The sequence below is a fragment of the Acidovorax sp. sic0104 genome, from assembly GCF_019219095.1.
GTDB lineage: Bacteria > Pseudomonadota > Gammaproteobacteria > Burkholderiales > Burkholderiaceae_C > Acidovorax.
In genome coordinates, this window is the sequence record NZ_JAHUWH010000013.1 from 145,301 (window position 1) to 157,300 (window position 12,000).

Genomic DNA, 12,000 nt, shown 5'->3' on the forward strand with positions numbered 1-12,000 from the left:
ATGCGCCATACAGAAACTGCCGCCGCGGACACCGCACCCTGGATGGACCTGCGCCAGATCACCGTGTGCTACGGCAGTGTGCAGGCCTTGCGGGGTGTGAGCCTGCGCATCGTGCCTGGCGAGCGCGTGGCCCTGGTGGGAGCCAACGGCAGTGGCAAGAGCACGCTGCTGCGCGTGTTGCACGGCCTGGCGGATGCGAACGGCGGGGGCGGCTTGCAGCGTGACCGTGCGCTGCGCCAGGCCATGCTGTTCCAGCGCCCGCACATGCTGCGCACCAGCGCGCTCAACAACGTGGCGCTGGCACTGTGGCTGCGCGGCATGCGCTGGCGCGATGCACGGCTGGCCGCACTCACTGCGCTGCAGCGTGTGGGTCTGCAGGGCATTGCTGCGCAGAACGCGCGCACGCTCTCGGGCGGGCAGCAGCAGCGGCTGGCGCTGGCGCGCGCCTGGGCGCTGCGGCCCGATGTACTGCTGCTTGACGAACCCACCGCCAGCCTGGACCCGCACGCCAAGCGCGAGGTCGAGGCGCTGATGGCCGACTTCGCCGCCAGCCATGGCTCTGGCGGCCCTGCCCATCCGGTGACCATGGTGTTCAGCAGCCACAACCTGGGTCAGGTCAAACGCCTGGCCAGCCGCGTTGTGTACATGGAGCATGGCCGCCTGGTGGCCGACCTGCCCGTGCACGATTTCTTCAACGGCCCCCTGCCCGAGGCCGCCCGTTTGTTTGTCAAAGGAGAACTGGTATGACAGGAACTGACCCCCACGCCCCACGCTTCATGTGGTCGCAGTCTCCCAAGGGGACCGCATTTTCATCCTGGGGCGGCCCGGCGATGAAGAATTTCAAGCTTTTTGGCACTGTATCGCGCATTCAGCCAGCGTTGGCAGCTATTATTTTTGTAGCGTCTGGCGCGGCGTCCGCACAAAGCATCACGATGGCCTCCACCACGTCCACCGAGCAGTCGGGCCTGTTCAGCCATTTGCTGCCCGAGTTCAAGAAGACCAGCGGCATCGACCTGAAGGTGGTGGCGCTGGGGACGGGCCAGGCGCTGGACATGGCGCGCCGTGGCGACGCCGACGTGCTGTTCGTGCACGACCAGGCTGCCGAAGAAAAGTTCGTGGCTGATGGCTGGGGCGTCAAGCGCTACCCGGTCATGTACAACGACTTCATCCTCGTCGGCCCCAAGGAGGACCCCGCAGGCACTCGCGGCAAGGACATCGTGCAGGCGCTGCAAAAGCTCGCGGCCGGCAACGTCAACTTCATCTCGCGCGGCGACAAAAGCGGTACGCACGCGGCCGAGCTGCGCTACTGGAAGCTTGCGGGCGCCGATGCCGCCAAGGGCAGCGGCTACAAGGAATGCGGCTGCGGCATGGGCCCCGCGCTCAACATCGCGGCGTCGAGCAACGCCTACGTGCTGGCCGACCGCGGCACCTGGCTCAACTTCAAGAACCGTGCCGACCTGGCCGTCCTGGTGGAGGGCGACACCAGGCTCTTCAACCAGTACGGCGTGATGGTGGTCAACCCCGCCAAGCACCCGCACGTGAAGGCGCAGGACGCGCAAAAATTCGTCGACTGGGTCGTGTCGCCCGCCGGCCAGCAGGTCATCGCCAGCTACAAGATCGGCGGTGAGCAGCTGTTCTTTCCCAACGCTGGAAGGTAGCCCCCTGAGCCGCTTCGCGTCATCCCCCCAAGGGGGACGCCCCCGGCGGCCCGCCGAAGCCGGTTCCTCGGGGGCGATGATTCGTGCAGAGTGTCCCTCGCGGTAGGTTGGTAAGCCCGGCAACAGGTTGGCGACGCACCGGTGGGATACGGGCCCTGGTGTCACTCGTCGTCCCGGTGGTGTGAGCTGCGCCAGATCGCGCGTACCAGCCACAGTCCGCAGACCACGGCGCCGAAAAAGCCGAGGAAGCCGAAGGCCGGCAGGCCGAACAGCGTGGGACCGCCCTTGACCGTCATCACGATGGATGAGCCGATGATCAGCGCCGCGATCACCAGCGCCATCGCCAGCCGGTTGGCTGAGCGGTCGATCTGGTCGCCCACGCGCTTGAGGTGCGCCAGCTCGATGCCGACCTGCAGGCGCCCCCGCCGCGCATTGCGCAGCAGCCGCGCCATGTCGTCGGGCAACTGCTCTACGGTGGAGAGCGTGCGGCGCAGCGTCCACAGCGCGCGCCCGGCCAGTGCGCGGGGCTGGTAACGGTCCCGGGCCACCTGCCTGAGCAGCGGCAGCGCCTGCGTCGCCATGTGAAAGCCCGGGTCCAGGTTGCGGCCCATGCCCTCCAGCGCGATGAAGGCCTTGATCAGCAGTGCCAGATCCGCCGGAAGTGCCAGGTGGTGCTCGCGCAGCAGGGCGGTCACGTCTGCCAGCATCTGCGCCAGGCTCAGTTGCGCCAGTGGCACGCCGTGGTACTGGTCCACGAAGGCCTCGATCTCGGTCTCCAACTGGCCCAGGTTGATGCCGTGCTCGTCGCCCGTCCAGTCCAGCAGCACGTCGGCCACGGCCTGCGGCTGGTGCTCCACCAGGCCCAGCAGCAGCTGCAGCAGTTCGTCGCGGCGGCGCTGCGACAGCCGCCCCACCATGCCGAAGTCGATGAACGCGATGCGGTTGCCAGGCTGGTAGAACACGTTGCCCGGGTGCGGGTCTGCATGGAATAGGCCGTCTTCCAGGATCATCTTGAGCAGTGCCTGGGCGCCGCGCTGTGCCAGGACCTGACGGTCGAAGCCGGCTTCGGGGGTCAGTGCCTCCAGCGCGCTGCCGGGCACGCCGGTGACGAGGTCCTGCACGTTGATGCGCTCGCACGTGTGCTCCCAGTGCACGCGAGGGATCAGGACGTGCGGCAGCTGTGCCATGTTGGCGGCAATGCGTTCGGCCTGCCTGCATTCGCCCGCGAGGTCCAGTTCGCGGCGCAGCGAGCGTGCGAACTCGCGCACCAACTGCTGCGGTCGGTAGGGCTTGACCGCGGGCAGCTCGGCCTCGGCCAGCGCTGCCAGTCGGTGCAGCAGGCGCAGATCGGCATGGATGATGTCGGCGATGCCGGGACGGCGGATCTTGACCACGACCTCGGCGCCGCCCTGCAGCCGGGCGCGATGTACCTGCGCGATGGACGCGGCGGCCAGGGGGTCTGGGTCGAACCACGCGAATACGGCTTCGGGCTCCGCGCCCAGGTCTTCGCGCAGTTGAGGGCGCAGAACCTCCAGGGGCACGGCCGGCACTTGGCTGTGCAGCTTCTCGAACTCGGCGATCCACTCCGGCCCGAACAGATCGGCTCGGCCCGCGAGGATCTGCCCGAACTTGACGAAGGTCGGACCCAGCTCTTCCAGGGCGAGCCGAACCTGGACTGGAGGCTCCACGCGTGCCAGGTCGGCAGCATGCGTCCAGTGCAGGGCCTGGCCGGCACGCTCGAGCTTGTCGGCCAGGCCCAGTCGGCGCACGGTGTCACCAAAGCCATGGCGCACCATCACACCCAGAATTTCCTTGAGGCGTCCGAGGTCGCGCGCGGTGTCCAGGGTCTCTATGAGCATGTGGGCATGATATGGCGCGCTGCCGGTGCCTGGGCCGTTTCAGCCCCAAAGCGTGGGCTTGGCCGCCATGAGGTAGAGCACAAATGCCATGGCCGCGAAAGCTGGGTACCCCAGTGCCTCCCACCAGCGCGCATGCTGCCAGTATTTCGGGGGCAGGTCCGTGCCGGTGCGGACCGCCTGGGCTGCCATGTCGCGCATGCGCAGCTGCAGCCACACCACAGGCAGCCAGCAGGCGCCCGCCAGCGCATACAGCCCCAGGGACGTCGCCAGCCACGGCGTGGCCAGCGGCAGTCCCGCCAGGTGCGCCATGGCCAGGCCCGTGGCCGGCTGGATGAGCACCGTGGGCGTGGTGAACCACCAGTCCGCGCGTACCACCAGCCGCGTGACCACGGCCTGGGCCTGGAGGTTGCCGCTGCGGTTGGTGAAGAACATGTAGAACGCCGACCCCAGGCCCGTGCCCACCAGCAGCATGCTGGACAGGATGTGGATCCACTTGAGGACGAGGTACAGGCTCATGGTCGATCCGCGCGCCGTGGGTGCGGCGTGTTTTGCAGCAGTACCCAAAGAATGGCGGCGATGGGCAGGTTCTTGGTCAAGGGGCCGAGCGGGTGCAGCCACAGGTCGGGCTGGATCACCGTGGCCAGGGCGGTCATGGCGGCCATCAGCGCCAGCGCGGTGGCATACGCGGCGCGGCCCGGGCGACATGCCATCCACAGGCCCAGCACAGCATCGGCAGCCGCGCCGCCCAGGATGAGCGCAGTGGTCCAGCCAGCAGCTTGCAGCGCGTCCGGCACGCCGGCCAGCAGGTCGCGGCTTTGGCCGTGCAGCTCCCGCACACTGACAACGGCCGTGATGAGCCACACTGCCACAAGGCTGTAGCGCAGCAGGCGCTCGGTGGCTGTTGGCAGGGCGCTCACGCGGGCTCTTCCACCACATCGGTCACCATGCCCCAGCGGGCGAATTCGGGCGCGAAGGACTCGAGCGCGAGCAAACCGGTGCTGGTGTGCGCACCTACGGGAAGCGGGTTGCCTGCCGCCAGGCGCCGCGCCAGCAGGATGGTTGCCATGCAAGGGATCTCCGGGCCGTGGTCGTTGTCGGCCGCGATGTGCCATGCGCGGCGACGCGTCGTGCCATGCGCATCCATGCCCGCCACCCGCACCACCATGCCGCCCAGCGGCGTGCCCAGCACGTCCAGGACGCCCCCTGCGCGGTGCAGCAGCCCGGCCAGGCGCTCGGGGTGCGGCAGCACGCCCCGGTGGCGCAGTGCAGCGATGGCGGCGAAGCAGCGCTGTGCCAGGCCCACTTCCAGCGCGGCCCTGAAGACCACCCGGTCGCGCACCTGATAGCGCTGCGGGAACAGCTCCAGGTCCGGGATGTCGCACACGGCGGCCAGGCGTGGGCGCAGGCGCTTGAAGTGCACCGGCACGGGTTCGGCCCAACCGCGCCGGGGTTGCCACTGTCCGCCTTCCCACACGGGAATGGGCAGCCCGCAGTAGCTCAGCACTGCCTCCAGCGTGGCCTGTCCGCGCGGCGCGCGCTGAGCGGGGGCGATGCAGATGTCGATGCTGTCGATGTGCTGCCACCCCGCACACAGATGGTCGATGACGGCCGACGATAGCGCGGGCACGGTGCTCGCGCCGGTGATGGCCGTGCGCTGCGCCGCAACGAAGTCGCCGTGCACCGATGCCGGAAAGTCGCACACGAATCGACGGCCGTCGGCCAGGTCGATGTAGTGCGCGCCGGCCTCGGCCGCTGCCTGCGCCACCGCGTAGGCCTGCGCCTGGAACGGGCCGGCCGTGTGGATCACCAGGCCCACGCCCAGAGCGCGCAGCTGGTCGGCCAGGCCAGGTGCCTGGTGGTCCAGGGCCACGCCGCGCGCGCCGTGGTTCAGCGTGGCTGCAAACGCTTGCGCACGGGACGCGTCGCGCCCTGCCACGAGCACGGCCATGCGGTGGTGATGGGCCGGATCGCACGCGAGCGCACGGCAGATGCGTGCGCCAAAGTTGCCATAGCCGCCAAGGACCAGTGTGGTGAGTGCTGTCACGGATGGGAAGGGTGGACGGAGTGCAGGAAGTCGGCGCCTGGTGGCTGGGAGGAGAGCAGCGCGGGGGGCGTAAGCAGTGCCTGCAGGGCCTTGCGGCGCGGCGGCATCTCGGTGTTGTACCAGCTGGGTACGCTGGCCGATGCAATGGGCCTGCTGTACAGGTAGCCCTGGATGGCGTGCAGGCCCGCTGCCGCCACGGCCTGCAGTTCGCCGGTGGTTTCCACGCCCTCCACGACCACCGACAGGCCGAGCTCGCGTGCCAGGGCGCCGATGTGCCGCAACAGCGACTGCCTGCGGGCATCGCTGGCCAGTTGCTGCACGAAGAGCCTGTCGCACTTGACGCCTGCGACGGGAAGTTCCGCCAGCATTCCCAGCGACGAGTATCCGGTGCCGAAATCATCCAGCACCACCGCGATGCCCAGCGTGCGCAGCGCCTGCAACGCCTCCACCATGGGAGCGCCCAGGGCGATGACGGAGTGTTCGGTCATCTCCAGCCGCAGCGTGCGGTGGGGCAGGGCACGCTGGGCCAGCTCGATGTGAAGCCAGTCGGCAAAACCTGGGGCCATCAGCGTGACCGGCGCCACGTTCACGCTGATGGTGACCTGCAGCAGACCTTGCCCGCGCCACGCAGCCAAGCTGTCCAGAGCGTTGCGCATGATCATCCGGTCCACGTCGGCCGTGCGGCCCTGCAGTTCGCAGGCCAGCAGGAAGATCTCGGGATTGAGCGGGCCCAGGGCAGGGTCCTTCACGCGCAGCAGCGCTTCGAACTGCGCGCCGGGCTGGCGCAGGTCCACGATGGGCTGGAAGTGCAGCGCCAGCCGGTCTGGCTGCAGCAGGTCGGGCAGCCGGTCTGCGATGAGGGACAGCTGCAGGTCGCGATCGGGGTTGTGCGCCATGCTCGAGCCTCGCATCATCGACAGTCCCCTGCGCAGCAGTTGCTGGCGGCCTGCGTCGAAGTGCATGTTGCGCATCTGCTCCACGGCCAGAGCGGTGCCGAACACCAGCACGCTGATCAGCAGCGCACCGTGGCGTGCAGTGTCGCCGGCAGGGGCGCTGGACAGGGGGAAGGTGTTGATCAGCAACCAATGCAGCAGCAGGATCGCGGCGCCGCACACGGCCTTTTCTTCCCAAGAGCGGCGCAGGATGTGGGAAGTCAGCACGCTCAGCTTGGCGGCCCGGTGGCGAATGGATGTCCAGGTGGCCAGGCACAGCGCGATGGCCGCCGCCAGCACGATGGCCATCCAGTTCACAGCGGCGAAGCTGCGCACCTGGTCCTGCGTGATGGCGAAGTGCGCCAGCAGCATGCCTGCCGCCAGGCCAGCGCCCGCCACCGCAATGTGCAGCCGGTTGGCGCTGGTGCTCAGCGTCGGGATGGTCAGCCGCGTGCTCACGGCCATGATGATCAGCCCGCTGAGCGCGGGCACCAGGTCGAGCGCCACGGTGTGGTGCGCAAGCTCGTCATACATGAAGAGGCCCACCACATCCAGCGCCCAGACGATGCACCCGATGCCCAGCGATGCATGCGATGCGCTCACGCGCCGGCTGGGCGGGTCCACCGAGAAGGCGGTGTGCTCCACCAGCCGCTGGCACACGTGCACCACCAGCGACGCCGTGGCCCAGAACAGCAGGCCTTGGAGCGGCGCAGGAAACGCCACCGCGAACGCCTGCGCGGCGTCATGCCAGATTGAAACCATGTCCCACCCTCTTTGTGAGCGGTCATCATACGACCCGCACCGCCGCTGGCGCCCATTCCGCGTTTCAGTTGACGATGGCCACGCCCTTGATCTGCGCGTACACCGGCTTGCCCGGTACCAGGCCCAGCGCAGTGGCCGAGCGCTGCGTGACCCGCGCGAGAAGCCGCGTCGACCCGGCGTCCAGGGCCACCATCAACTGGCCCGGGCTGTCGTGTGCGAGCTGCACCACCGTGGCGGGCAGGATGTTCAGGATGCTTGTATCGGCGGGGGGCGCGAGCGCCAGGCTCACATCGCGGGCCTGGATGCGCAGCCGGATCGTGTCGCCCACGGCATGCTCGCCGGGGCTGACCAGCAGCAGTTGCCCGCCCGCGAAGGCCACCGTGGTCACGTGATCGTGGTCATCGTGCAGGGTCACCTGGCAGTCGATCACGGTGGCCGCAGTGTCGCCGTGGGCCAGCGGCAGGTCCAGCCGCACGATGAGCTCGGACGTGGGCCCCTGGGCCCTCACGCGGCCATCCTCCAGCAGCACCATGTGGGCCGCCAGGCGGGCTACTTCGTCGATGGCGTGGCTCACGTACAGCACCGGGATGTCCAGCGCTCGGTGCAGTTTCTCGAGGTAAGGCAGGACCTCGGCCTTGCGCGGCGCGTCGAGCGCGGCCAGCGGCTCGTCCATGAGCAGCAAGCGCGGGCTGGTGGCCAGGGCGCGTGCCATTGCCACGCGTTGGCGCTCGCCACCTGACAGGGCCTGGGGTTTGCGGTCCATCAGGTGGCCGATGCCCAGCAGCTCCACTGCCTGCTCCAGCGCCACCTGGCGGCGTGCGGGCGGCGTGCGCTTCTGGCCGTAGCCGATGTTGCCCTGTACCGTGAGGTGGTCGAACAGGCTCGCTTCCTGAAACACATAGCCCAGCGCGCGCTCGTGCGTGCCACGCCAGACCTGCAGCGTATCGTCCTGCCAGACCTCATCGTTGACCTGCACGCGGCCCGGCCGGGCGCGTTCCAGGCCGGCGATGGCGCGCAGACACGTGGTCTTGCCGCAGCCGGATGGGCCGAACAGCGCGGTCACGCCGCGCCCGGGCAGGCGCAGGTCCACATCCAGCGTGAACCCTGGCCGCGCCAGGTGCAGCCTGGCGACGATCTGTTGCGAACTCGGTGGGCTGGCGCTCATCAGGACACCATCGATGCACGACGCCGCGTGAGGTTCAACCCCAGCAGCACCAGGAAAGAGAAAACCACCATGCCCCCGGCGAGCCAGTGCGCCTGCGTGTATTCCAGCGCCTCCACATGGTCGTAGATCTGCACCGACACCACGCGCGTCACGCCGGGGATGTTGCCACCCAGCATCAGCACCACGCCGAACTCGCCCACCGTGTGCGCAAAGCTCAGGATCGCCGCCGTGATGAAGCCCGGGCGGGCCAGTGGCAGCGCCACGGTGAAAAACCGGTCCAGCGGCCCCGCGCCCAGAGTGGCCGCGGCTTCCAGCGGTCTTTGGCCGATGCTCTCGAACGCATGCTGCAGTGGCTGCACCGCGAAGGGAAGCGAATAGATGAGCGAACCCGCCACCAGCCCCCAGAACGTGAAGGGCAGCGTCCCCAGCCCCAGCCCCTGGGTGAACTGCCCGATGGGACCGTGGGGGCCCAGCGTGACCAGCAGGTAAAAGCCGATCACCGTGGGCGGCAGCACCAGCGGCAGTGCCACAAGGGCCGACACCGGCCCGCGCCAGCGCGAAGGCGTGTGCGCAAGCCACCAGGCCAGCGGCGTGCACAGCACCAGCAGCAGCGCCATGGTGGTGCCGGCCAGGCGCAGGGTCAGGCCGATGGCCGCAAGATCGGCGCTGGAAAAAGGCATGGGCAATGAACCGGGTCGGTGTGAAAGGGCGCCAGCGCGCCCCGCGCATGGTCAGAAACCATAGCCGTAGGACGTGATGATGGCCCGGGCCTTGTCGCCGCGCAGGAAGCCGAGCAAAGCCTTCGCAGCGGTGCTGTCCTTGCCGGGCATGAGCAGGGCCGCATCCTGGCGGATCGGCTCGTGCAGGTTGGCCGGCACCTGCCATGCCGAGCCGCTGGCGAGCTTGCCGTCGGCCATCACCTGTGACAGTGCGACAAAACCAAGTTGCGCATTGCCGGTTGCAACGAACTGGTGCGTCTGGGCAATGTTCTCGCCCTGCACGAAGCGCGGCTGCAGCTGCGCGGTCACCCCCAGCTTGTCCATGGCCTGCATCGCGGCCAGACCGTACGGCGCGAGCTTGGGGTTGGCGATGGCCAGATGCTTGAAATCGCCTGTCTTGAGTACAGCACCCTGCCCATCCACATAGCCAGGCTGCGCGCTCCACAGCACCAGCGTGCCGATGGCGTAAGTGAAACGGGAGTTGGCGACGGCCTTGCCTTCCCTTTCCAGCTTGGCGGGCGTGGTGTCGTCGGCCGACAGCAGGATCTGAAACGGTGCGCCATTCGTGATCTGCGCGTAGAACTTGCCGGTGGCGCCAAACGACAGCTCGGCCTTGTGCCCCGTCTCGGCCTCGAAGGCGGAGGCTATCTTCTGCATCGGTGCGGTGAAGTTGGCTGCGACTGCGACGGCTACGGTGTCGGCTTGCGCCGCATGCACAGAGGCCAGGGCGAACCCGACCGATCCAACGAGGTTGCGGAGCACAGGAACTGGGTGGCGGAGCATGGCGGTGGGCGCGGCGGTGCGCTATTCATGATTGGAATAGCGAGTATAGGCCCCGCAAGTGGCCTGTGACCCAATCCGCCCTGTACGGAGCGATCCGTTGCGGCCGCGCCCTGGGCAAGCGGGGTTCCCGCAGGTTCGTGAGACTCCGGACAGCTTGTTGCGGCTGTTAAGGCTTGCGCGAAGAGCCTTGTCGCAGCACCAGGAAGACCAGGACAAGCGAAGCAGCGTAAATGCCGGCCAGGAAGTACAAGGCGGCCATGGATTCTGATGCGGGTGCCTGGCCGCGTGCCAGGCTGGAAAAATCCCACAGTGCGTGCGCCACCATGGCCACCCAGATGTATCCCGTCAGGCGGCGAACCAGGTAGAGTCCAGTGCCCGCGCAAAACGCAAGCACCACCTGCACCAGGGCGGCACTGCCCAGGCCGAAGAATGCATTGGTTGCGTGCAGCAGCCCGAACAATGTGCTTGACCAGAACCACGCCCACGCCTCTGACTTCAGTGAGCCACGCAGCGACACAAGCAAGACGCCGCGTGTGACCATCTCCTCACAGAACCCCACCAGAAGCATCGCCACCGCCAGTATCAGGGTGTGCTCAACGCCGAGCGTGGCCCAGCCCGTGGCATAGAGGTTGAGGCTGACGAAGCCCACAATTGGCAGAGCCAGTATTGCAAGGAAAAGTGGCGCACGCAGCCTTGGCTCATGGGTCGTTTGCTTCCACCATCCTGACCACCAGTTGAAGACCGTCAGCGCAATGGCTGCTACGCCCAGCGGCAGGATGATGGCGCGCAACAGATTTTCTTGCGTTCCGAGCGCTGCATAGTCGATGCCCAGGAAGGTCCACACCGCCATCAACCAGGCTGCATAGGCCAGGAACGCCGCCACTCCAATCCACCACCGAGGTTGAAGGCGCATGATTTCTCCAGATCCTAGAACGTTGCGAGAAGCAAGGCGACAAGAAAAACACAGACAAAGGCCCACGTCAACAGGCTCACGCCGATCGCCATGGCTGCCAATGTGCTGATTCCCAACCTGATGCGAAACCAGGCTGCCTGTACACCCAACATCCAGACCAAGGCCAGTGTGCAAGCAACGGCGCCACCTGTTGCGAAGCCTGTGCGTGGCGTCTGCATGGCAATAAGGCCCAGTGAAATGAGCAGCGCGAATGGCGAGGTCAGGTAGCACTGTGCAAAAAATGGCCCCCGCAAAGCTGTGCGCGAGGTCGCCTGCCCACCACGGTGCAATAAAAGCACCGCAGCCGTCAGCGGGATCAGGCTGAACAGCAGGCTGCGGAACATCAGCAAGTTCTGGGGCGAGTCCAGGAGCGCGCGTGCCAGATGTGAAGCATCTGTTGCTTGCGGCACATGCAATGCCAGTCCCACGCCGTTGGCAATCAGGAGTGTGATGAGCAGCAAAAGGGGTGGGCTCACCGCGTCGTCATAAGGGGTTGTCTTGGCCTGTGCCTCTTCCTGCTCGGCGTATTGCATGGCCCGCAGAGGTCTGAACATGATCCTGAGCAGAGTCTTGGGATAGAACAGCAAAAGCGCGATCGCCTCGAAGACGAACTCCTCCAGGCTGCGAAGCAACTTCATCGGATCCACAATTCCCTCCCTTAAACCCTGCTCAAGAAAAAGAGCGAGGTGCCACGAGATATCCGCTCGGCGGATTCTGGCACCATTGAGTGCCGCGCCCCATAGTCCAGAGCAGTGAATGGTGCTTGCATCAAGCTGCGTGTTTCGGCCGCACCTGAACGCTCAGTCCATCGCGACTTGACCAATGCGCCGGCAGCGATGACAGGCTGCCGACACCCGATCGCGCCCCCTGGCAGGGCTGAATTCGGCCAGAAATCCGCAGTGCAACCTGCATGTCCTGAATGACCGCTTTGCGAAGACTTGGAAGACTGTAGCGGGCCCGCTAGGGCCCCTCAAAGTGGGGCTGAATTCGGCCAGGAGGGGTCGGTTGCAGCAAGGAGAAGCGGACGTTCAAAGTTGGAGTTACTGCCGCCCACGAAGCGTGTCGGCGTTAAAAGAATTGTTGAGACGCATACCCACTTACCACTAGCCCTGCTGAGGTGATCTGG

General features: G+C 67.0%; 12 protein-coding genes. 2 read left to right on the top strand and 10 right to left on the bottom strand.

Annotation, left to right across the window (positions count from 1 at the left end; genetic code table 11):
- A complete protein-coding gene (locus KW835_RS19830) occupies positions 1-747 on the top strand; it encodes a phosphate ABC transporter ATP-binding protein (protein WP_255593687.1) in 747 nt (248 codons plus the stop codon).
- A gap of 83 nt (positions 748-830) precedes the next feature.
- The gene (locus KW835_RS19835) at positions 831-1,658 is read left to right on the top strand and encodes an extracellular solute-binding protein (RefSeq protein WP_218385641.1); all 828 of its coding nucleotides are present in this window, start codon (positions 831-833) and stop codon (positions 1,656-1,658) included.
- Between the two features lie 161 nt (positions 1,659-1,819).
- On the opposite strand, the gene KW835_RS19840 is transcribed toward KW835_RS19835, so the two are convergent.
- The 10 genes from KW835_RS19840 to KW835_RS19880 form a co-directional block, all read right to left on the bottom strand.
- Positions 1,820-3,517, bottom strand: a complete 1,698-nt coding sequence (locus KW835_RS19840) for an AarF/ABC1/UbiB kinase family protein (RefSeq protein ID WP_218385583.1) — start codon at positions 3,515-3,517, stop codon at positions 1,820-1,822.
- Between the two features lie 39 nt (positions 3,518-3,556).
- On the bottom strand, positions 3,557-4,033 hold the full coding sequence (locus tag KW835_RS19845; RefSeq protein WP_218385585.1) for a DUF2269 domain-containing protein: 477 nt from the start codon (positions 4,031-4,033) through the stop codon (positions 3,557-3,559).
- Positions 4,030-4,425 carry a DoxX-like family protein gene (locus KW835_RS19850; protein ID WP_255593697.1) on the bottom strand — a complete coding sequence of 132 codons (396 nt, stop codon included), beginning with the start codon at positions 4,423-4,425 and terminating at the stop codon, positions 4,030-4,032. Before KW835_RS19850 ends, KW835_RS19845 begins: the two co-directional genes overlap by 4 nt.
- A 5-nt stretch (positions 4,426-4,430) precedes the next feature.
- Positions 4,431-5,561: a saccharopine dehydrogenase NADP-binding domain-containing protein gene (locus tag KW835_RS26920; protein ID WP_339385449.1), complete on the bottom strand. Its 1,131-nt coding sequence runs from the start codon at positions 5,559-5,561 to the stop codon at positions 4,431-4,433.
- Positions 5,558-7,255 (bottom strand): EAL domain-containing protein, encoded by a 1,698-nt coding sequence (locus tag KW835_RS19855; protein WP_218385588.1) that lies wholly within the window; start codon positions 7,253-7,255, stop codon positions 5,558-5,560. Before KW835_RS19855 ends, KW835_RS26920 begins: the two co-directional genes overlap by 4 nt.
- Positions 7,256-7,319: 64 nt before the next feature.
- Complete coding sequence (gene modC, locus KW835_RS19860; RefSeq protein ID WP_218385590.1) at positions 7,320-8,420, bottom strand: molybdenum ABC transporter ATP-binding protein; 1,101 nt, start codon at positions 8,418-8,420, stop codon at positions 7,320-7,322.
- Positions 8,420-9,100, bottom strand: a complete 681-nt coding sequence (gene modB / locus KW835_RS19865; protein WP_218385601.1) for a molybdate ABC transporter permease subunit — start codon at positions 9,098-9,100, stop codon at positions 8,420-8,422. The genes modC and modB overlap by 1 nt, the downstream gene beginning before the upstream one ends.
- Positions 9,101-9,151: 51 nt before the next feature.
- Complete coding sequence (gene modA / locus KW835_RS19870) at positions 9,152-9,922, bottom strand: molybdate ABC transporter substrate-binding protein (protein ID WP_218385609.1); 771 nt, start codon at positions 9,920-9,922, stop codon at positions 9,152-9,154.
- A gap of 166 nt (positions 9,923-10,088) precedes the next feature.
- The gene (locus tag KW835_RS19875) at positions 10,089-10,805 is read right to left on the bottom strand and encodes a CPBP family intramembrane glutamic endopeptidase (RefSeq protein WP_218385610.1); all 717 of its coding nucleotides are present in this window, start codon (positions 10,803-10,805) and stop codon (positions 10,089-10,091) included.
- A gap of 44 nt (positions 10,806-10,849) precedes the next feature.
- The gene (locus KW835_RS19880; RefSeq protein WP_218385612.1) at positions 10,850-11,512 is read right to left on the bottom strand and encodes a hypothetical protein; all 663 of its coding nucleotides are present in this window, start codon (positions 11,510-11,512) and stop codon (positions 10,850-10,852) included.
- Between the last annotated feature and the right edge of the window lie 488 nt (positions 11,513-12,000).